Below are 19,071 nucleotides of genomic sequence, written 5' to 3' on the forward strand. Positions count from 1 at the left end.
ACGATCATGATTGCCCAACTGAACAACCCGTTGCCACGCCTGGCCACCCTGGCCGCAGCGCTGGTGCTGGCGGGCTGCTCGCTGGCGCCGACCTACAAGGTGCCGGAGACGGCCACCACGCCGGCCTTCAAGGAGGCCGAGGCGGCTCAGGCCGAAGGCGTGCAGTGGAAGACCGCGACGCCGGCCGACGGCCAGGCGCGCGGCGAATGGTGGAAGGTGTTTGGCGACGCGCAGCTCGACAAGCTGATGGACGCCGCCAACGCCAACAACCAGGACCTCGCCGCCGCGGCGGCCCGCGTCAAGCAGGCGCGCGCCTTTACCGGCGCCACCGAGGCGGACCTCTATCCGCAGCTGAGCCTCGGCGTGGACCCGACCCGCACGCAGTATTCGAGCGCGTCGGTGTCGTACCTCGGCGGCACCATGCCGCCGGTGCAGACGCTGGTGCGGGCGCGCGCGATTGCCAGCTACGAGCTCGACCTGTTCGGGCGCGTCGCCAGCAGTGTCAATGCCGCGCGGGCCGACGACCAGGCCGCGGCGGACCTGTTCCGCTCGGTACAGCTGGCCTTGCAGGCGGACGTGGCGCAGGCGTATTTCAACCTGCGCACGCTCGACAGCGATCGCGACATCCTCAATGCCAGCATCAAGTTGCGCGAGGATGCGCTGTCGCTGCTGCGCAAGCGCTACGAGGCGGGCGAGACCACCGACCTCGATCCGGCCCGGGCCGAGGCCGAACTCGGTACCGCGCGCTCCGACCTGGCCGCGACCGAGCGTCGCCGTGCCAACCAGGAGCACGCGCTGGCGGTGCTGACCGGGTTGCCGCCGGCGGCCTTCACCATGGCGCCCAAACCGCTGGAACTGACGCCGCTGTCGATTCCGGCCGGCATGCCGTCCGAGCTGCTCGAGCGTCGTCCCGACATCGCGCAGGCCGAGCGCCAGATGGCGGCAGCCAATGCGCGCATCGGCGTGGCACGCGCGGCGTTCTTCCCGCGCATCTCGCTGTCGGCGTTCTTCGGCTTCGAGTCGTCGAACTTTGGCGACCTGTTCAAGTACTCGTCGCGCGCGTGGGCGATCGGTCCGCTGGTGGGCTCGACGCTGGCGCAGACGGTATTCGACGGTGGCCGCAACAGCGCCAACCTGGCCGGCGCACGCGCCGCGCATGAAGAGTCGGTAGCCACCTATCGGCAGACCGTGCTGACCGCGTTCCGCGAGGTCGAGGACAGCCTGGCCGACGTGCGCTGGCTGAGCCAGCAGAGCACGGCGCTCGACAGCGCGATCGCGGGTGCCCGGCGTGCGCAGCGCATCTCGCGCAGCCGTTACGATGCGGGCGCGGTCGATTACCTGACGGTGATCGATGCCGACCGCACGGTGCTGCAGTCGCAGCGCGATGCCAACACGGTGGCAGGGCTGCGCGCCGCGGCCACGGTGTCACTGGTCCGTAGCCTCGGCGGTGGCTGGGGTCCGGTGCAGCCGGCGGAGGAATCGGTCGCGGCTGCCGACGGCATGCAGAAGACCAGGGCGAACTGATACGCGCTCCCCTCGCCACGCTGGCGCGATGTTTCCAGGGCACTAGACTGGGAGCATCGCGCCAGTTTTCTTTTGGACCGCAGGTTGCACGGCGGCGCGAAGGAGGAACATGAAGCTTGCCATCGTCCTGGCCGCGCTGAGCGTGGCTGCGCTCCCCGCTGCCTTTGCCCAGCAAACCGTCGGCTCGATTGCCGTAGGGGGCTCTGCCCACGTGCAGGGTCCGGTGACCGTCACCGGCACCCTCAGCGTCGACGGCAACGTCCACGCCAAGGGGCCGATCACGGCCGCGTGGTTCGCCACCACGGGTGCCGGCTATCCGCGCGCCCCGGGCGGCGCGCTGATGCGGGACTTCAAGGGCCCGCTGACCGTCCACGGCACGATGGTCGTGCATGGCGACCTTTATGTGGATGGGCCCATCACCGTTACCGGCGCGCTCGAATCGGGCGGCGAGATCGATGCGGACGGGCCCATGGTGGAGCGCGAGAGCCGGCGATAGGCGGGCGCCTTGCCCCAGTGGCTTGGGCAATGCATGTGCCCTGTTGCACAATGTCGACTTTGTTCGACTTTGTCTCCCTGGCAACCATGGCACACGGCTCTTCGCAACTGGGTCTCAAAAGCATCGCGCTGTTCGAAGCGGCCAAAGGCGCGCTGGTGATACTGGCCGGTATCGGCCTGGTCGCGCTGCTGCATCGCGATGCCCAGGCACTGGCCGAAGCCATCGTCAGCCGCTTTCATATCAACCCGGCCAGCCACTATCCGACCATCTTCCTGTCGCTGCTCGCCCATCCGACCGATGGCCGGCTGTGGGCCATCGGCGGCTCGGCCGCGGTGTATGCGCTGATGCGGTTTGCCGAAGCCTATGGGCTGTGGCGCGGGCTCGCGTGGGGCAACTGGATCGGCGTGTGGTCGGGCGGAATTTACATCCCGGTTGAAATTTATGAGGCGGTGCGCCACCCGACGTGGCTCCACGTCAGCCTGGCCATTGCCAACGCGCTGGTGGTCATCTACCTCGTGGCGGGCCTCGCGCGGCACAAAAGTCGCTGAAGCGGCGTTGCGCCACCGCCTTGCCCCGGCCATCACCGCGGGAAGACAAATCTGCTAAGGTAGACGGCACGCCGCTTGCATGGCGTTCGACCATTCCATTACGAGACCATCATGATTCACGAAATTGCCCAGATCACTGTCAAGCCCGGCATGGAGGCGCAGTTCGAGGCCGGCGTGGCCCAGGCCAAGCCCCTGTTCCAGCGTGCCCGCGGCTGCCATGGCGTGAACCTGCAACGCTCGATCGAGCAGCCGCAGCAGTACACGCTGGTAGTGGCGTGGGAAACCGTGGAAGACCATATGGTGCACTTCCGCGAATCGGACGATTTCCAGACCTGGCGCAAGCTGGTCGGCGACAGCTTTGCCGCGCCGCCGCAAGTGCATCATGTCAACACGGTGCTGTAACAAGGAACAATGACGACGCCGCGGGAGAGACCACGACATTTCTCGATGTTGCGTGACTTGCAGCTGGCCGACTTCTTCACGCTGGCCAACGCTGCATGCGGCATGGGTTCGGTGTTCTTTGCCATGTTCTTCGTGGCCGAGCCTTCGTTGCGCCATTTCTATATCGCCGCCGCGCTCGCACCGGCGGCGTTTGTCTTTGACGTGCTCGACGGCCGCATCGCGCGCTGGCGCCATGCGCATTCGGCGCTCGGCCGCGAACTGGACTCCCTGTCCGACGTGATCTCGTTTGGCGTGGGCCCCGCCACGCTGGCGTTTGCCGCCGGCATGCGCGGGGGATGGGACCTTGCGGCGTTGATCTACTTCGTCTGCTGCGGGGTCAGCCGCCTCGCGCGCTTCAACGTCACCGCCGAAACGCTGTCGGCGGGCAGTGCCAAGGTCAGGTACTTCGAGGGCACGCCGATTCCGACCAGCGTGGTGCTGACGGGCGTGCTGGCATGGTGCGCCGCGCACGGGCGCCTCGGGGACGCGCTCTACGGCGGCGCCTGGCAGCTCGGCCCGGCGGTGCTGCATCCGCTGGCGCTGCTGTTCGTCCTGTCCGGCTCGCTGATGATCAGCAAGACGCTGCGGATCCCGAAGTTCTGACCGGGCGCGCCCGCCCCGGCCCCCCGCATGGGACCGGGCGCCCGGCGGCGGGAGGGCACGCGCGCTCAGTCCAGCGCACGGTTTCTCGACTCGACATTGACCGCGCCGATGGCAAAGGCGCCCGCCAGCAGCATGCCCGAGATCATCGCCAGCGCCAGCGTGAAATGCGTGGCCATCACCGGTGCAATGATGGCGGGCGCAAACAGCCCGCCGAAGCGGGCCACCGCACCCGCCGTACCCATGCCCGTGGCGCGCAGGTCGGTCGGGTAGACCTCGGGGGTGAACGCGTACAGCGCGCCCCACGTGCCCAGCAGCGAAAAGCTCATCAGCAGGGTGGAGCCGACCACCACCGTGGGCGTGCTGCCCAGGCTGTAGAGCATGCAGCCGGCCGCGCTCAGCAGCAGGAAGCCGACCAGCGTGGGCTTGCGGCCCCAGCGTTCGACGCCATACGCCGACAGGGCGAAGCCAGGCAACTGGACGACTGCCAGCACCACCAGGAACACCTGTCCGCGCATGAACGCGAAGCCTTCGGCGCCGAGCCGGATCGGCAGGTAGACGAACACCCCGTAGTAGGCGATTGAGATCAGCGCCCAGGCCGCCAGCAGCGCAATGCTACGGCGGCGGAAGCTGCCCGAGAACAGCGCGAAGACCGACTTCGGCTCGACCGTATCGGCCTGCAGCGGCGGGATCCCGACTGTCCTGCCATTCGTCCGGGCCACCCGCTCCAGCACCTTGCGAGCTGCGTCGGACTTGCCGCTGCGGTTGAGGAACATCGGCGACTCGGGGATATGGAAGCGCAGGACCACGCCGATCAGTGCGGGGATGCCCGTCGCCAGGAAGATCACGCGCCAGGCCTGGTCGCCGTATGCGAGCGCCGCCAGTGCAAGCAGGGCGAGGCAGATGGTGCCGAGGGCCCAGAACGATTCCAGCAGAACCAGCCAGCGCCCGCGCCGGTTGCTCGGCAGGAATTCCGCCATCATGGTGTAGTCGACCGGCAGCGTGCCGCCGACGCCGATTCCGGTCAGGAAGCGCAGCGCCAGCAGCCAGGCCATGTCCGGCGCAAAGGCGGAGGCAATGCCGGACAGCGCATCGATGATCACCGCCATCATCAGCACGGGCCGCCGGCCGATGCGGTCGGCCAGGCGGCCGAACACGAAGGCCCCGATCAGCATGCCGACAAAAAAGAAGGTGCCGGTCTGCAGCGCCTGCGGCACCGTGATGCCGAAAGTCCTGGCGATGGACGGCGCGCTGAAGCCGATCGATAGCACCTGCATCGCATCGGCCAGCCATACCAGGCCGAAGATCACGAAGAGGCGGTACTGAAACTTGCCGACCCCGGCCGCCTGGAGGGCATTTTCCAGCGAAACCGGGGCGGGAGAAGGGGGGCGCAAGGTGGTGAGGTCGGAACGGTCGCCCATGAGGGGGTGCGTGCCTGCGACGGCAATGGGTGGGGGGATGGACATGGATGGAATGGCTCCTCGCGACATCTTAGCCGGCACTGTCGTCGAGCGGGGCGCCATGTGCTCGCGGGAAAACCGGGGAAGCGGCGCGCGCAACGTGTCCCAGCCCACCCTTGCCGGCGTCACTTTGTCCGCTTGCGCACGGAATTGCGGGTTTGCAGTCACTAACCTCTCTGGTCAGTGAAACAGAGAGGAGTCACGCCAATGAGCGCTCAACATCCGTCTGCCGACCCTGCCGGCGAAGTCCCGCCGAGCCTGCGCGACGCGGGTGCGTTCGACCGGACCGATGCCGTGCCGATGCGGCCCAGCCCCATCAGACCGGCGTGGATCCGCAGTGGCAAGCCGGTAACGCGGTGCGGCGATCATTCCACCGCGCTCGACAGTTTCGCGTGTACCGCGGTCTGGGACTGCACGCGCAGCACGTTCGAGTGGCATTACACGATGGACGAGACCGTCTACATCCTGGAAGGCGAGGTCAGGGTTACCGATGCACTTGGGCAGACCCACACGCTGACGGCAGGCTCGATTGGTTATTTTCCCGCGCATTCCACCTGGTTCTGGGAGGTCGATCGTTACGTGCGGAAGGTCGCGTTCCTGCGGCGTGAGGTGCCGTTCGGGCTGCGGCTGGCAACCCGGGTCCTCGCCCGGATCAATCTGGATGGGCGCCTGCGGCGGTGGCTGCGTGGGCGCGCCGCGTCGCCGCGACTCATGCGGCTGCTGCGGGTCCGGCCGTCCTCGGCGGCCCTGGTGCTGATGTCGCTGTCGCTATAGCCCCGGCCGGTTTGCAGATTTCCTTGCGTTTTGTATCAGTCGCTCTATAATCCACCTTGTTCTATACAGAGTGATACAAAACGCAGGGGTTGCCATGGCCAGACCACGCCAATTCGACGAGCACGCAGCACTTACCGCCGCGCGGGACCTGTTCTGGGCCAAGGGCTATCAGGCGACTTCCACGCGTGAGCTGACCCAAACCATGGGGCTGACGCAGCCGAGCCTTTACAACGCGTTTGGCGACAAGCGCTCGTTGTTCCTGCGCACGCTCGACGATTATCTCGACAGCAGCATGCGCGAGCGGATCCGGCGCCATGAAGCCACGGAATCTCCTGGCCGGGCGATCGCGGGCTACGTCGCGGAAACCATCGACCGGTCGATGGCCGATCCCGAGCATCGCGGCTGCATGTTGATCAACGCCGCGCTGGAAGCCACCAGCGACGATCCGGAATTCCAGCAGTTGATCGCGGCCGAGCTCGATCAGTTGCGCGCGTTCTTCGAGCGATGCATTCGCGCGGGCCTCGCCTCGGGTGAGGTGGTGACCACGTCGTCGCCCGAAGATGCCGCTACCAGCCTGCTTGCGACGCAGATCGGCGTCCGCGTGCTGGCCCGGGTCAAGCCCGAGCGCGCCGTGCTGGAAGCCGTTGCCCGACCCGCACTGGCGATGCTGGGGCTGACCCTGCCCACCGACTGATTTCCCTTTTTCCAACTGATTGCTGGCCGCCTGCACGATGCTTCGTGCCCGGGCGAGGCAGCTTGCATGCCCAGGAGTCTTCCCATGTCACAAGAAGCCACCGCGATGGCGGCCGCGCGACCGGCGCCGCTCGACGCGCGCACACTGTATGCCGCGCTGGCGGGGCTATGCGCCAGTCTCGTTGCCATTGGCCTGGCGCGCTTTGCCTATACGCCGCTCATTCCCACGCTGATCCATGAGCACTGGTTTTCGGCGTCTGACACGGTCACGCTCGGCGCGGCCAACTTCGCCGGCTATCTGGCCGGTGCGATTTATGGCCGCGCCATCGCGGCGCGGTTCGGCAATCGTCATGCGTTGCGATGGCTGATGCTGATGGCGACCGCGGCGTTCTTTGCCTGCGCCTTTCCGCTGTCGGTCAGCTGGTACTTTGTCTGGCGCTTTCTGTCGGGCCTCGCCGGTGGCGCGATCATGGTGCTGGTGGCGACGGCGATCCTGCCGCACGTGGCACCGGCGCGTCGCGGGCTGGTAAGCGGCATGATCTTCCTCGGTCTCGGGCTCGGCATCGCTGCCTCCGGCACGGTGGTGCCGCAGTTGCTGAAGTTCGGGCTGCAGCAGACGTGGTTCGGGCTCGGCGCGCTGTCGCTGTTGCTGACGGCAGGGAGCTGGTTCGGCTGGCCCGCCACCGATGCGCCGGCCGGCACGGTGCATCATGCCGACCCCGCGGCCACTGCGTCGACCTTGCGCTCGCACCGGCCCGCGCTGCGCATTCTCGCGGTGCAGTACGCGGCCAACGCGCTCGGGCTGGTGCCGGTGATGGTGCTGCTGGTCGACTATGTGGCGCGTGGCCTCGGCCAGGGCACCGATGTTGGCGCGCAATACTGGGTGCTCTACGGCGTGGCTGCCATCGCCGGGCCGCTGCTCAGCGCACCGCTCGCCCAACGCATGGGATATCGGCGCGGCTATCGGCTGTCGCTGGCGCTGCAGGCGCTGGCGATCGGCTGGCTCGCGCTCTCGGGCAGCACGGTCGCACTGATCGTGGCGACGGTGGTCCTGGGCGCGCTGACGCCTGGCATCGTACCCATCGTGCTGGGCCGCATTCAGTCGATGATGCCGCACGATCCTGCCGCCCAGCGGGTGGCCTGGAGCCGCACGACCACGGCTTTCGCGCTGTTCCAGGCGTTGGGCGGATACGGCTACTCGTACCTGTTTGCCCATACGCACGAAAACTACGCGCTGATCTTCGCCTGCGGCACGGTGGCGCTGGCGATCGCCTTCGCGGCCGATTTCCTGGTGCGGGATGCGGGCCATCGATAAGCCTTCGCTGGTTTGGTCACGAACCGGATGGCCGAAATCGGCGTGGATGTCCCAGACGTGGGTAGGGGAAAGCGGATATCTCCGTGCGCTACTACAATCGGCGGCGAGGCGATTCCCGCCCCGATTCCACCTCGTGCCGGGTGGCGATGGTGCCCCCGCATGGTGCAACGACATCTGAAGGAACCCCATGAGTCATCTTTTCGATCCCTACGCGATTGGCAACCTCAAGCTTGCCAACCGCATCGCCATCGCGCCGATGTGTCAGTACTCGGCCGATGAAGGATCGGCCACCGATTGGCACATGATCCATCTGGGCCATCTGGCACTGTCCGGTGCGGGTCTGATGATCATCGAAGCGACCGCGGTCTCGCCGGAAGCGCGCATCACGCCCGATGATCTCGGCCTCTACAGCGACGCGAACGAAGCCGCGCTCGCGCGCGTGCTGAAGGCGATCCGGCAGCATTCCCCGATGGCCATCTCGATGCAGCTCGCGCACGCGGGCCGCAAGGCATCGAGCCAGGCCCCGTGGGAAGGCGGCGCACAGATCCGCCCGGACCAGCCGCGCGGCTGGCAGACCGTGGCACCCTCGGCGGTACCCCATGCCGAAGGCGAGGTACCGCCGGCAGCACTCGATCGCGCCGGCATGGACAAGATTCGCGAGGACTTTGTCGCAGCCGCCGTGCGCGCCGCGCGTCTCGGCATCGACGGTATCGAGATTCACGCCGCGCACGGTTACCTGCTGCACCAGTTCCTCTCGCCGCTCGCCAACAAGCGGACCGACGAATACGGCGGCAGCCTGGAAAACCGCATGCGCTTTCCGCTCGAAGTGTTCGATGCGGTGCGCGCGGTGTATCCGGCCGACAGGCCGGTCTGGGTGCGCGTCTCGGCGACCGACTGGGTGCCGAACGGCTGGGATATCGATGGCACCATCGCGTTCTCGCATGCCCTGAAGGCGCGCGGTTGCGCCGCCGTGCACGTGAGCACCGGGGGCGTGTCGCCGCAACAGGCGATCAAGCTCGGCCCCGGCTACCAGGTGCCGTATGCCCAGCGCGTCAAGGCCGAGGTGGGCCTGCCGACGATTGCCGTGGGCCTGATCACCGAGCCGGAGCAGGCCGAGGCGATCATCGCCAACGACGAAGCCGACGTGATCTCGATCGCGCGCGCGATGCTGTACGACCCGCGCTGGCCGTGGCACGCCGCCGCCAGGCTGGGCGCATCGGTCGACGCGCCCAGGCAGTACTGGCGCTCGCAGCCGCGCGGCCTGGAACACCTGTTCAAGGACGCGCACTTCGGCCAGCGATAATCGTCGAGACCTCGCACACCTTGCCGTCGCGGCCGACACCAGGGAGACCCGCATGAAGCCACATGTCACGCTGATTACTCTGGGTGTCGACGATCTGGAGCGCGCGGTGCGCTTCTATCGCGACGGGCTCGGACTCCATACGGACGGCATCGTCGGCAAGGAGTTCGAGCACGGTGCCGTGGCCTTCTTCGCCTTGCAGCCAGGTCTCAAGCTGGCGTTGTGGCCACGCGCGAGCCTCGCGCACGATACGGGCCTGCCGGTATCTCCGGCCGCGCCGACCGACCTGACGCTTGCGCATAACGTGCATACGCGCGCGGAAGTCGATGCGGTCATGGCCCAGGCCAGCGCCGCCGGCGCGACCATCGTGAAGGCCGCGCACGATACCTTCTACGGCGGCTATGCCGGCTATTTCCAGGACCCCGATGCGCATCTGTGGGAAGTGGCCTGGAATCCCGCGCTCCTGCCGCGGGACTGAGCCGGTCCACGCTTTTTCCCCAGCGCTTTCGCCCGCGCGTTCCACCTTTTTCCTGCATTCCCCTGCGCCGCCATGGCGCGGCGCCGCATGGGCATTGATGCATCCTCGCGGTACTTTTATTCCTTGACTTTGCGCGTCGTGCAAGGCGGTCCCTTGCTCTGCAACAAACGGCATCGGTGCCGCGTTGCAGCATGGCGCAAATGTCAACTTATGAAGGGATTTCCATGATTGTTTTGGATTCATGAGTCCGCGACCATTTGTCGCATAGACATCGCGTTGGCAGTTAGACGGGCGCCCCTGCAAGCCCGCAAGCATCACAGAAGTAGTCGTAAGAACGAACTCTGGGAGACATCCATGCAAGTCTATGACGGCCTTGTTTTTGCCTGTGCCATGGTGCTGGTCTGCATGTACGCCTATCTGGGCGTGCAGGCTCAGTGCGCCGCACTCAAATACGCCTCGCCGGCGATCGTGGGCGTGCTGACGATCGTGTATGCGCTGCTGCCGATGCGCATGATCGGCTGAGGGCGGGCGGAAGCAGAGCCCTGAAGCAGAGCCCTGAAGCAGAATCCTGAAGCGGGACCCTGAAGCGGGACCTTGAAGCGGGATCCTGAAGCGGGATCCTGAAGCAGGGCCCAAGGCCGGCGCGAGCCCGCCGGCCAGCCTTGCCGCTGGCGCTGCCGTCTAGCGTAGCGCGAGCCAGATCGCCTTCGGTTCCGTAAAGTTCTCGATGGCGGCATCGCCGTGTTCGCGCCCCAGGCCCGAATCGCCGGCACCGCCCCAGGGCAGCCGCACGTCCGTATAGCCGTACGTATTGATCCATACGGTACCCGCGCGCAGCGCGCCGGCCACCTTGTGCACGCGCGCGATATCGGCGCTCCAGACCCCCGCGGCCAGGCTGAACGCGGTGCCGTTGGCCATGCGGATCGCGTCGTCCTCATCGTCAAACGGAATCACGCTGGCCACCGGGCCGAAGATCTCTTCCTGCGAAATGCGCATCTCGTGCTCGACATTGGCGAACACGGTCGGCGCCACATAGAAGCCGCGTTCGCCCACGCGCGTGCCGCCCACCACCGCGCTGGCCCCTTCGCGCTTGCCAATCTCCACGTAGTCGAGCACGGTCTTCATCTGCGCCGCCGATACCACCGGACCCATGGTGGTGTCCGGCGCCGCCGGATCGCCCACGCGAATCGCACTGGCACGCGCCGCCAGCCGCTCGACCACCTCGTCGTAGATCTGCCGCTGCGCGAGGATGCGCGAGCCTGCGGAACACACCTGGCCCGCGTTGAAGAAAATGCCCGAGGCCGCGGCACGCGCGGCGGCATCCACGTCGGCATCGGCAAAGATCACGTTGGCCGACTTGCCGCCGAGCTCCAGCGTCACGCGCTTGAAGTTGGCGGCCGCGCCTTGCATGATGCCGCGCCCCACGCCTGGCGAGCCGGTAAAGGTCACCTTGTCGATACCCGGATGCGCGACCAGCGCATTGCCCACCACGCTGCCCTTGCCCGTGACGATATTGAGCACCCCGGGTGGAAGGCCCGCCTCAAGCGCCAGTTCGGCCACGCGCAGTGCGGTCAGCGGCGTGATCTCGGCCGGCTTGACGATCAGCGTGCAGCCGCAGGCCAGGGCCGGTGCCATCTTCCACATGCCGATCATGAGCGGAAAATTCCACGGCACGATGGCGGCCACCACGCCGACCGGCTCCCGCACGGTGTAGGTCAGCGCATCGGTGCGCGCGGGAATCACGCTGCCATGGATCTTGTCGCACCACCCGGCGTAGTAGCGCACGGTGTCGATCACGGCCGGCACATCCTGACGCCGTACGCTGGCCAGCGGCTTGCCGCCATCGAGGCTTTCCAGCGTGATCAGTTCCTCGGCATTGGCTTCGAGCAGATCGGCAAAACGGTTCAGGATGCGCGCGCGTTCGGCCGCGCGCATGCCGTTCCAGACCTTGAGCGCACGCCGCGCGGCCTGCACGGCGAGATCGACGTCTGCTGCCGTGCCCTGGGCCACCCGGGCCAGCGGCGCTTCGTCGGCGGGATTGATGTCGGTCGAGTAGTTGCCACCTGTCGGTGGCAGGCGCTTGCCGTCGATCAGCAAGTCATGCGTCGGCAGATCCATCGTCGTCTCCTCGCTGCAAGTCATGAACATAATGACGCGAGCGTTGGCCGGTTAGCTGCCCGCTTTGCTTGCAGTGTGGGTCTGTGACCTACCTAAGTCCAATTAATAGGAATGATCGATTCATGCTTTCGGTGCATGAGTGCGGGTCGGGCTTATTGTTCCGCGCCGATCCATTCCGCATCCCGCAGCAGCGCGCTCATGGCCGCATGGAGTTCGCCGGGGACCACCGGCTTGTGGAGCAGGGCGGTACCGCCGGCATGGGCATGACGTAACCGGTCTGCTGCGGTGTCACCGGTAATGATGATCGCCGGCAAGTCGTGGCGCACGCGTTCGCGGATGGCGGCAAGCGCTTCTTGCCCGGTGCGATGGCCGCGCAGCCGGTAATCCGCGAGGATCAGGTCGGGCGTGAAGTGGTCGAGCGCGGCCAGCGCTTCTTCCTCCGACTCGGCGGTCTGGCACACGCAATGCCAGACGCCGAGCAAGCCGGACATCGCCTCGCGGATGGCGGCATCGTCGTCGATGACCAGCACGCGCAGGCCGTCCAGCCGCATCGCCGACCGTGGCAGCTGGGTTTCCTCCGCGGCAATCCAGGCGAGCGGCAGGCGCAGGCGGAATACGGAGCCACGGTGAGGGCGCGATGCCAGCGAGACGCGGGTCTGCATCGTGCGTGCCAGCCCTTCGACAATGGCCAGCCCGAGTCCGAGCCCCTTGCGCTGGTCGCGCTCGGGATTGCCCAGCTGGTGGAACTCGCGAAAGATCTCGGCGTGGTGCGTGGGTGGAATGCCGATGCCGGTATCCCAGACCTCGATCGACACATGGAAGCGCCGCGGCCGGCATGCCACCAGCACGCCGCCGCTGCGGGTGTAGCGGATGGCATTGGCGATCAGGTTGCGCAGGATCAGCTCCACCAGCGTGGGATCGCCAAACAGCGTGGCGGTGGTATCGCGGGTGCGGTACACCAGGCCGCGTTCATTGGCCTGCGGCGCAAATTCGTTCTCGAGCTTGTGCAGCAGCGGCTGCAGGCGGAACGGCCGCGGTCGCGCCGTGACCACGCCGGCCTCGAGCTTGGAGAAATCCAGCAGTGTATTGAGCATCTCGCGCGCGGCCCCGGACGACGCTTCGATATGCGCGAGCAGTTGGCGCTGGCGATCGTCGAGATTGGTGCGTCCCAGCGAGATCAGGAACAGCCCGAGCGCATGCAGCGGCTGGCGCAGGTCGTGACTGGCCGAGGCGAGGAACACGGATTTGGCGCGGCTGGCTTCCTCGGCCTCGCGCTGGGCCTGCCCGGCGCGCGCGGTCTGCTGGCGCAACTGCGAGATCAGCTCGACGTTCTCGAAGCGCAGCGCAATGGCATGCCGCGCCACGCGCGCATAGTTGCGCGCGAAGATGATCAGCACCACCAGGTACAGCGGCGTGCCGAGAAACATCGGCAGATAGGCGAGGTCCCCCGTCAACAGAAAGACGATCCATACCGGCAGGATGGCCGGGATAAAGAAGCCCATCGCCACCGGCAGGCAGGCCGAGAACACGGCCAGCGCCGCCGCGCTCATGCCGGCGATCAGCGACAGGACGCAGATCACCACCGCCGGCGCCCGCACGTCCAGATAGAGCCAGGCGACCAGACCCCACAGGCTGCCTATCATGGTCAGCATCGCCGTCATGCCGCGCGCGTAGCGGCCGGCGTTGGCCTCGCTGAGGCGCTCGGGAATGAGATAGCGGCCGAAATAGGCGATCGTGCAGAGCCCGACCATGGCCGCGGCCCAGGGCAACGCGCCGGGATGACCGCCGGTGATGGTGAGGCCGCTGGCCAGGAAGATGGCCGCCAGCGAGCAGCCGAGCATGGCAATGCCGAAGCTCTGGTCGATCAGCTCCATCTGCGCCGCCAGCAGGCGGGGTTCGTCGAAACGCGGCAGGACGGGGATCGACATGCGGCCGGGAGAAGGGGCGCGGACCGCTAGCGCTGCGCCTGCACCAGCCCCCGGCGCTGCGCTTCGAGGATGGCTTCGACGCGGCTGACTACGCCGAGATGATCGAGGATCGCTGCGACGTGCACGCGGACGGTGTTCTCGGAGAGACCGAGATGATGGGCGATGACCTTGTTGGACCGGCCGAGGTTCAACTGGCTCAGGACCTCCAGCTGGCGTGGCGTGAGCGAGCTGGCCTGGTAGACCGCGGCTTCCGTCGTGGCGCAGCCGCTCGGGCAGAAATGCGTGCCGCCGGACATGCAGCAGACGATGGCTTCCTCGATCTCGCGCGCGTCGGCCGATTTGGACAGGAAGCCCGCGATGTCCCTGCGCGCTTCCGGCGGAATCGCATCGAGCCCCGAGGTGCCCGAGACGATGACGATGCGCGCCGAGACAAAATGGCGGCGCAATACCTTGACGCCTTCGATGCCGTTGATGCCGGGCATCTGGATGTCGAGCAGCACGATGTCGACGTCCTTGTCGGCATGCTGCTGGACCGCGTCCATCACGGCGCCCGACTCGTGGATCGAAGCCACGTTGGGGCTGTCGGCCAGCAGCAGCCGCAGTCCCGTACGGAACAGCGTGTGGTCATCGATCAGGAGGATGCGGGCGGGCGGCATGGGAAGTGCAGAGAGACTGACACCAGATTTGACTAGATTCCCGGTGGAATGTCCATGCAACTTTACGGGGTAGTCCGGAAAGATTATTGGCGATTGCCGGAGCGCATGCCACGATGCCGACGTGGACGAATTCCGCGACTTGTCCATACCACTTCCAATACCCACTCCACCCGGCTGTGGGTATTTTTTTTGTGCGCGCGCCGGGCCGATCCCTCAGGCCGGCAATGCCAGCGTCCCCGCTGCGGTATCCCAGGTCTGCGCGCCGCGGAACCAGCGCGCGCCATGTGGCCCATGCAGCGCCATCGTGTCACCCGAGACCCGCACCCAGTCGCCTTCCGGCAGGCCGAGCACCGGCATCTCGGGCGACAGCACCGTGAATTCGGCCAGACGCTGGTCGCGTGTTTCGCCACGGAAGCCGGGCACCACCAGGTTGAAGTAGTGACAGTTGAACTGGAACGGCACCAGCCCGAGCGCATCGAGGCCGCCCGGATCGACGATCGGCATGTCGTTGGTGGTGCGAATGGTCGGCGAGGTCAGTACCGAGCCGGCACTCCAGCCGACGTAGCGCATGGCGCCGCTGCGCGCGCGCGCGGCGATCGGCGCCAGCAACTGCTGCTGGCGCAGGCACTGCAGCAGGCGGAACGTGTTGCCGCCGCCGACTACCAGCCATTCGGCGCCTTCGATCGCGGCCAGCGGGGCGGCCTCCCGATGCAGGCCACGCACGGCGATGCCGGCCGGCGCAAGGGCCTCGCGCACCTGCGCGGTGTAGTCGTCCCAGCCGCGCGTCACGCCGGCATAGGGGACAAACAGCGCGTCGCGGCGGCCGTCGGCCAGTTCCAGGATGGCGTCCATGGCGTGGACCAGGTATCCGTCGTCGGAGGTCGAATTGCTGAGCAGCAGGAGTTCCATGAGGCAGGCGGGCCGCGTTCCGATGAGCGGAACGCGGGTCCAAGACTAAGTTCGGGACAAGGGCGCGATGGTATCAGCTTCGGAGCGCGCCTCAGTCGATCAGCTTGCCGTCGGCGTCGAAGAACGGGTGCGCGGCGCCGTAGTCGCCGCTGGCCGCCGCATGGGTCACCAGCCCGTGCGCCGGATGCCACCAGTGCAGCAGATAGCCGGGCGGCTCCATGCGAAAGCGCGAGGCCGCATCGGGAGCGAGGTCGAGCGCGACCTGATGGGCCGGGCCCGGCGCCGTGACCGCGATGGTGCCGCCGAAGCGCCTGACGATATGGCGGTGCAGATGGCCGCAGACCACGCGCTCCACCTGCGCATGGCGCGCGATCACCGCTTCCAGCGCGCTGCTGTTTTCCAGCCCCTGCGCGTCCATATGGCCGATGCCCGTATGAAACGGCGGGTGGTGCAGCATGACCAGCGTGGGCCGGTCGGGAGCCTCGGCGAGGGTCCGGTCCAGCCACGCGGCCCCTTCCGCCAGCACGCGGCCGTGCGGTTTGTAGGGCACGGTGCAGTCGAACGCGACCAGGCGCAGCGGCCCGGCATCGGCCACGTAGTGCATCGGCGCATCGGGATCGGCGTGGCCCGCGACGCCGGGCAGCAGCGGCGTACCCTGCAGATACGTGTGGTCGGCAAACACGCGGCGCAGTGTGGCGCGATGATCGTGGTTGCCCGGCAGCAGCCAGACCGGCATCGGCAGACGCTGCAGGATCGTGCGCAGGTATTGATACTCGTCCGCGCTGCCGAAGTCGACCAGATCGCCGGTGACGATCACGCCGTCGGGCCGTTGCGGCGCGTCGAGCAGGGCGTCGATGCAGCGATGCAGTGCGCCCGCCGTATCGACCATGCGATACGACAGCTTGCCGTTGGCCTTGATATGCAGGTCGGTGAGCTGCGCGAGCAGGTAGGGGGTGTCGGAGGAATGCATCATGCGGCCTGCGCGGAAGAAGCGGAAGAAGCGGAGGAAGCGGACAGCGCGATCAGGTGATCGGTATCGATACGCAGGCCGACGCGGTCGCCCGCGCGCCAGCCATCGCGGCGCGTGGTGTCGACAATCAGGGGCGCGGGCGCCCCCACGTCCACCAGTACGCGGGTGTGATTGCCGAGGAAAAGCGCGGTCACCACGGTCCCTTCCACATGGGCGTGTTCTGGCGACGCGAGCGCGACATCCTCGGGACGGAACATCAGGCGCGCGTCCGCGCTGACCGTCTGGTCGGTCGGCGGCCCCATCGGCACGCTGCCGCCCGGCACGCGCCACTGGCCGGCTTCCGCCGTGGCGGGCAGATGGTTCATGGTGCCGATAAAGTCGGCGACGAAGGCATTGGCCGGCGCGCGGTAGATCTGGTGGGGCGTGCCGGCCTGCGCGATGCGGCCCCGGTCCATGACGATGATGCGGTCGCCCAGCGCCATCGCCTCGGCCTGGTCGTGGGTAACGTAGATCGCGGTGATATGGAGGCTGCGCAGCAGCTGGTTGATGTCGGCGCGCAGGGCGTCGCGCAGCTTGGCGTCGAGCGCGGTCAGCGGCTCGTCCAGCAGCAGTACGCGCGGCTGCACGGCAATCGCGCGCGCCAGCGCCACGCGCTGGCGCTGGCCGCCGGACAACTGGTCGACGCGGCGGTCGGCAAACGGCCCCAGATGCATCATCGCCAGCATGTCGTCGATGCGGCGTTTGCGCGTGGCGGCATCGACCTTGCGCACGCGCAGGCCATAGCCGATGTTCTCGGCGACGGTCATGTTGGGAAACAGCGCATAGCTCTGGAACACCATGCCGACGCCGCGTCGTTCGATCGGCAGGTCGGTCACGCGGTGCTCGCCGAACCAGACCTCGCCGCCGGCATCGGGTGCCTCGAGCCCCGCGATGATGCGCAGCGTGGTGGTCTTGCCGCAGCCCGACGGGCCCAGCAGGACCACGGTTTCGCCCGCGGCGATATCGAGGTCGAGCGGCTCCAGCGCACGCGTGCCATCGGCAAAGGTCTTGGCGCAGTGGCGCAGGCGGATCGTGGTCGGCTCATGCATGGCGGGTCTCCGCGGCAGTGGGGGCGTGCGAGGCAGCCGCCGCAAGCGGCAGGGCGGGTTCGTCCGCGTCGGCGACGGATGCGGCGGCGTGGCGGCGCGCGCGGGCGCTGGCGGCGGACATCAGCTGCATGGCAACGAGCAATGGAATGATCATGACGAAAAAGACGATGGTGTAGGCGGAGCCGATCTCGAGCCGCATCGAGGCGTAGCTGTCGGCCAGGCCCACCGGCAGCGTCTGCGTGGTGGGCGTATGCAGCATCCAGGTCAGGTTGAACTCGCCGACGGACAGCGTGACGACCATCAGCGCGCCGGCCAGGATGCCCTGCCTGCAGTTGGGCAGCACCACCGTGAAGAAGCGCTGCAGGCGCGTGGCACCGAGGCTGGCGGCGGCGTCTTCGAGCGTGCGGATATCGATGGCCGCGAGAATCGCCAGCACGGAGCGCACCATGAACGGCAGCGTGAACAGCACGTGGCCGATCAGGATAAACACCCAGCTCGTGCGCAGCGCCTGCCAGCCGCCGTACAGCAGGATCAGTCCCAGCGCGGTGGCCAGGCCCGGCACCGCCACCGGCAGCATCAGCAACTCTTCGATCACGCGCGTCATGCGATTGCGGCGCAGTGCCATGTAGTAGGCGGCTGGCACGCCGATGACCAGCGTGCAGGCCAGGCACGCGAGCGCGATGCCGAGCGAAAGAAAGATGGTGCCGCGATAGAGCGACCAGACTTCGAGCAGCCAGCGCGTGGTAAGCCCGCTGGAGAGGCCGACAAAGATGTTGTTGGTCAGGCCGGCCAGCACCGACAGCACGACCGGCACGGTCATGAAGAGGCAGAGCGCCAGGGTCAGCGCGAACTGCATCCAGTATTGCGTACCGCGACGGGAAGTTGCCATGTCTTGCTCCTAGGCCGTGGCGGCGACGGCGTCGCCCGAGAACCAGCGCGCCACCGCGAGCATGGCCCAGGTGACCGCGCCCAGTACGATCGACAGCGCGGCGGCCATGCCGAAATTGGCGTAGTTGGTGAACTCGTTGTAGATGGTCAGCGGCAGCACATCGAGCTGCGTGGCCAGCGTAAAGGCCGTGCCGAACGCACCCATGCTGGTGGCAAAGCAGATCGCGCCGCTCGACAGCATGGCTGGCATCAGCGCCGGCAGCATGACGTCGCGCACCACGCGCCAGGGTCCGGCGCCGAGCGAGCGCGCGGCTTCCTCGAGCGACGGGTCGAGCTTCTCCACTGCCGCCATCACGGTGAGGATCACGCGTGGAATCGAAAAATACAGATAACCGACAAAGAGGCCGGCCAGGCCATAGGCAAAGGTCCAGCGCTCGCCGGCCACGGCATCGCCGGCCATTGCCAGCAGGCCATTGCGGCCACCGAGCATGATCACCATGAAGCCGATCACGACACCGGGAAATGCCAGCGGAAACGTCAGCATGGCCACGATCACCGCTTTGCCGGGCACCGCGTGCCGCTGCAGGAAGGTACCGGCCACCCCCGCGATCGCCAGGGTGGCAAGGGTCACGGTGGCGGACAGCAGCACCGTCACCATCAGGCTATGCAGGTAGCGCGGGCTGCTCAGCACGATCCAGTAGACCGCGGCGCCCTCCTGGCCGGTAAGGCTGACTTCGATCAGCCGTGCCATCGGCAGGCAGAAGAACGCGACGAAGACCACGAGGGCCGGCAGCGCGAACAGGAAGAGTGTGGGGGATCGCTGGGTCATGGCAGTGACATGAGCGGACGGTGGTGGACAGGCTTCCGTTGCACAGCGTCCATGGC

The 19,071-nt window shown here is 67.3% G+C and carries 20 protein-coding genes; 11 read left to right on the forward strand and 9 right to left on the reverse strand.

The window, feature by feature from the left end; translation table 11 throughout:
• Positions 1 to 6: 6 nt before the first annotated feature.
• The 5 genes from DFLDMN_RS22690 (at position 7) to DFLDMN_RS22710 (ending at position 3,612) form a co-directional block, all read left to right on the forward strand.
• Positions 7 to 1,524 (forward strand): efflux transporter outer membrane subunit, encoded by a 1,518-nt coding sequence (locus DFLDMN_RS22690; protein ID WP_423200126.1) that lies wholly within the window; start codon positions 7 to 9, stop codon positions 1,522 to 1,524.
• Positions 1,525 to 1,633: 109 nt separating this feature from the next.
• Entirely contained in the window at positions 1,634 to 2,020 is a 387-nt protein-coding gene (locus tag DFLDMN_RS22695; RefSeq protein WP_423200127.1) for a hypothetical protein, read from the forward strand.
• A gap of 86 nt (positions 2,021 to 2,106) precedes the next feature.
• The gene (locus tag DFLDMN_RS22700; RefSeq protein ID WP_423200128.1) at positions 2,107 to 2,568 is read left to right on the forward strand and encodes a DUF2127 domain-containing protein; all 462 of its coding nucleotides are present in this window, start codon (positions 2,107 to 2,109) and stop codon (positions 2,566 to 2,568) included.
• A 111-nt stretch (positions 2,569 to 2,679) separates the two neighbouring features.
• The gene (locus DFLDMN_RS22705; RefSeq protein WP_423200129.1) at positions 2,680 to 2,970 is read left to right on the forward strand and encodes an antibiotic biosynthesis monooxygenase family protein; all 291 of its coding nucleotides are present in this window, start codon (positions 2,680 to 2,682) and stop codon (positions 2,968 to 2,970) included.
• Between the two features lie 9 nt (positions 2,971 to 2,979).
• Complete coding sequence (locus DFLDMN_RS22710) at positions 2,980 to 3,612, forward strand: CDP-alcohol phosphatidyltransferase family protein (RefSeq protein ID WP_423200130.1); 633 nt, start codon at positions 2,980 to 2,982, stop codon at positions 3,610 to 3,612.
• Positions 3,613 to 3,677: 65 nt separating this feature from the next.
• Here the strand turns inward: DFLDMN_RS22710 and DFLDMN_RS22715 are convergent, their stop codons facing one another.
• A complete protein-coding gene (locus tag DFLDMN_RS22715; protein ID WP_423200542.1) occupies positions 3,678 to 5,030 on the reverse strand; it encodes an MFS transporter in 1,353 nt (450 codons plus the stop codon).
• 246 nt (positions 5,031 to 5,276) lie between these two features.
• Between DFLDMN_RS22715 and DFLDMN_RS22720 the strand changes: the two genes are divergently transcribed.
• The 6 genes from DFLDMN_RS22720 (at position 5,277) to DFLDMN_RS22745 (ending at position 10,151) form a co-directional block, all read left to right on the forward strand.
• Positions 5,277 to 5,843 carry a cupin domain-containing protein gene (locus DFLDMN_RS22720; RefSeq protein ID WP_423200131.1) on the forward strand — a complete coding sequence of 189 codons (567 nt, stop codon included), beginning with the start codon at positions 5,277 to 5,279 and terminating at the stop codon, positions 5,841 to 5,843.
• Positions 5,844 to 5,937: 94 nt separating this feature from the next.
• The gene (locus tag DFLDMN_RS22725; protein ID WP_423200132.1) at positions 5,938 to 6,537 is read left to right on the forward strand and encodes a TetR/AcrR family transcriptional regulator; all 600 of its coding nucleotides are present in this window, start codon (positions 5,938 to 5,940) and stop codon (positions 6,535 to 6,537) included.
• An 84-nt stretch (positions 6,538 to 6,621) separates the two neighbouring features.
• Positions 6,622 to 7,851 (forward strand): YbfB/YjiJ family MFS transporter, encoded by a 1,230-nt coding sequence (locus DFLDMN_RS22730; protein WP_423200133.1) that lies wholly within the window; start codon positions 6,622 to 6,624, stop codon positions 7,849 to 7,851.
• Positions 7,852 to 8,038: 187 nt separating this feature from the next.
• The gene (locus DFLDMN_RS22735; protein WP_423200134.1) at positions 8,039 to 9,154 is read left to right on the forward strand and encodes an NADH:flavin oxidoreductase/NADH oxidase; all 1,116 of its coding nucleotides are present in this window, start codon (positions 8,039 to 8,041) and stop codon (positions 9,152 to 9,154) included.
• 52 nt (positions 9,155 to 9,206) lie between these two features.
• Positions 9,207 to 9,629 (forward strand): VOC family protein, encoded by a 423-nt coding sequence (locus DFLDMN_RS22740; protein ID WP_423200135.1) that lies wholly within the window; start codon positions 9,207 to 9,209, stop codon positions 9,627 to 9,629.
• A gap of 354 nt (positions 9,630 to 9,983) precedes the next feature.
• A complete protein-coding gene (locus DFLDMN_RS22745) occupies positions 9,984 to 10,151 on the forward strand; it encodes a hypothetical protein (RefSeq protein WP_423200136.1) in 168 nt (55 codons plus the stop codon).
• A gap of 159 nt (positions 10,152 to 10,310) precedes the next feature.
• On the opposite strand, the gene DFLDMN_RS22750 is transcribed toward DFLDMN_RS22745, so the two are convergent.
• From DFLDMN_RS22750 to DFLDMN_RS22785, 8 genes are all read right to left on the reverse strand, one after another.
• Complete coding sequence (locus DFLDMN_RS22750; RefSeq protein WP_423200137.1) at positions 10,311 to 11,747, reverse strand: aldehyde dehydrogenase family protein; 1,437 nt, start codon at positions 11,745 to 11,747, stop codon at positions 10,311 to 10,313.
• A 152-nt stretch (positions 11,748 to 11,899) separates the two neighbouring features.
• Positions 11,900 to 13,675 (reverse strand): hybrid sensor histidine kinase/response regulator, encoded by a 1,776-nt coding sequence (locus DFLDMN_RS22755; RefSeq protein ID WP_423200138.1) that lies wholly within the window; start codon positions 13,673 to 13,675, stop codon positions 11,900 to 11,902.
• A 26-nt stretch (positions 13,676 to 13,701) separates the two neighbouring features.
• Positions 13,702 to 14,331: a response regulator gene (locus tag DFLDMN_RS22760; RefSeq protein WP_423200139.1), complete on the reverse strand. Its 630-nt coding sequence runs from the start codon at positions 14,329 to 14,331 to the stop codon at positions 13,702 to 13,704.
• Between the two features lie 213 nt (positions 14,332 to 14,544).
• Complete coding sequence (gene pepE, locus DFLDMN_RS22765; RefSeq protein ID WP_423200140.1) at positions 14,545 to 15,240, reverse strand: dipeptidase PepE; 696 nt, start codon at positions 15,238 to 15,240, stop codon at positions 14,545 to 14,547.
• A 91-nt stretch (positions 15,241 to 15,331) separates the two neighbouring features.
• A complete protein-coding gene (locus tag DFLDMN_RS22770) occupies positions 15,332 to 16,213 on the reverse strand; it encodes a phosphodiesterase (protein WP_423200141.1) in 882 nt (293 codons plus the stop codon).
• Positions 16,210 to 17,298, reverse strand: a complete 1,089-nt coding sequence (locus tag DFLDMN_RS22775) for an ABC transporter ATP-binding protein (protein ID WP_423200142.1) — start codon at positions 17,296 to 17,298, stop codon at positions 16,210 to 16,212. The genes DFLDMN_RS22770 and DFLDMN_RS22775 overlap by 4 nt, the downstream gene beginning before the upstream one ends.
• Positions 17,291 to 18,187 carry an ABC transporter permease gene (locus DFLDMN_RS22780; RefSeq protein ID WP_423200143.1) on the reverse strand — a complete coding sequence of 299 codons (897 nt, stop codon included), beginning with the start codon at positions 18,185 to 18,187 and terminating at the stop codon, positions 17,291 to 17,293. The genes DFLDMN_RS22775 and DFLDMN_RS22780 overlap by 8 nt, the downstream gene beginning before the upstream one ends.
• A gap of 9 nt (positions 18,188 to 18,196) precedes the next feature.
• Entirely contained in the window at positions 18,197 to 19,015 is an 819-nt protein-coding gene (locus tag DFLDMN_RS22785) for an ABC transporter permease (protein WP_423200144.1), read from the reverse strand.
• Between the last annotated feature and the right edge of the window lie 56 nt (positions 19,016 to 19,071).

Source organism: Cupriavidus sp. H19C3 (assembly GCF_049393815.1).
In the GTDB taxonomy this organism is placed as follows: Bacteria; Pseudomonadota; Gammaproteobacteria; order Burkholderiales; family Burkholderiaceae; genus Cupriavidus.

Coding starts and splice junctions, on each gene's coding strand:
- DFLDMN_RS22745 (WP_423200136.1), top strand. CDS start 9,984: ATGCAAGTCTATGACGGCCTTGTTTTTGCCTGTGCCATGGTGCTGGTC.
- DFLDMN_RS22750 (WP_423200137.1), bottom strand. CDS start 11,747: ATGGATCTGCCGACGCATGACTTGCTGATCGACGGCAAGCGCCTGCCA.
- DFLDMN_RS22770 (WP_423200141.1), bottom strand. CDS start 16,213: ATGATGCATTCCTCCGACACCCCCTACCTGCTCGCGCAGCTCACCGAC.
- DFLDMN_RS22785 (WP_423200144.1), bottom strand. CDS start 19,015: ATGACCCAGCGATCCCCCACACTCTTCCTGTTCGCGCTGCCGGCCCTC.
- DFLDMN_RS22695 (WP_423200127.1), top strand. CDS start 1,634: ATGAAGCTTGCCATCGTCCTGGCCGCGCTGAGCGTGGCTGCGCTCCCC.
- DFLDMN_RS22705 (WP_423200129.1), top strand. CDS start 2,680: ATGATTCACGAAATTGCCCAGATCACTGTCAAGCCCGGCATGGAGGCG.
- DFLDMN_RS22755 (WP_423200138.1), bottom strand. CDS start 13,675: ATGTCGATCCCCGTCCTGCCGCGTTTCGACGAACCCCGCCTGCTGGCG.
- DFLDMN_RS22740 (WP_423200135.1), top strand. CDS start 9,207: ATGAAGCCACATGTCACGCTGATTACTCTGGGTGTCGACGATCTGGAG.
- DFLDMN_RS22715 (WP_423200542.1), bottom strand. CDS start 5,030: ATGGGCGACCGTTCCGACCTCACCACCTTGCGCCCCCCTTCTCCCGCC.
- DFLDMN_RS22780 (WP_423200143.1), bottom strand. CDS start 18,187: ATGGCAACTTCCCGTCGCGGTACGCAATACTGGATGCAGTTCGCGCTG.
- DFLDMN_RS22720 (WP_423200131.1), top strand. CDS start 5,277: ATGAGCGCTCAACATCCGTCTGCCGACCCTGCCGGCGAAGTCCCGCCG.
- DFLDMN_RS22760 (WP_423200139.1), bottom strand. CDS start 14,331: ATGCCGCCCGCCCGCATCCTCCTGATCGATGACCACACGCTGTTCCGT.
- DFLDMN_RS22725 (WP_423200132.1), top strand. CDS start 5,938: ATGGCCAGACCACGCCAATTCGACGAGCACGCAGCACTTACCGCCGCG.
- DFLDMN_RS22700 (WP_423200128.1), top strand. CDS start 2,107: ATGGCACACGGCTCTTCGCAACTGGGTCTCAAAAGCATCGCGCTGTTC.
- DFLDMN_RS22690 (WP_423200126.1), top strand. CDS start 7: ATGATTGCCCAACTGAACAACCCGTTGCCACGCCTGGCCACCCTGGCC.
- DFLDMN_RS22735 (WP_423200134.1), top strand. CDS start 8,039: ATGAGTCATCTTTTCGATCCCTACGCGATTGGCAACCTCAAGCTTGCC.
- DFLDMN_RS22775 (WP_423200142.1), bottom strand. CDS start 17,298: ATGCATGAGCCGACCACGATCCGCCTGCGCCACTGCGCCAAGACCTTT.
- DFLDMN_RS22730 (WP_423200133.1), top strand. CDS start 6,622: ATGTCACAAGAAGCCACCGCGATGGCGGCCGCGCGACCGGCGCCGCTC.
- pepE (WP_423200140.1), bottom strand. CDS start 15,240: ATGGAACTCCTGCTGCTCAGCAATTCGACCTCCGACGACGGATACCTG.
- DFLDMN_RS22710 (WP_423200130.1), top strand. CDS start 2,980: ATGACGACGCCGCGGGAGAGACCACGACATTTCTCGATGTTGCGTGAC.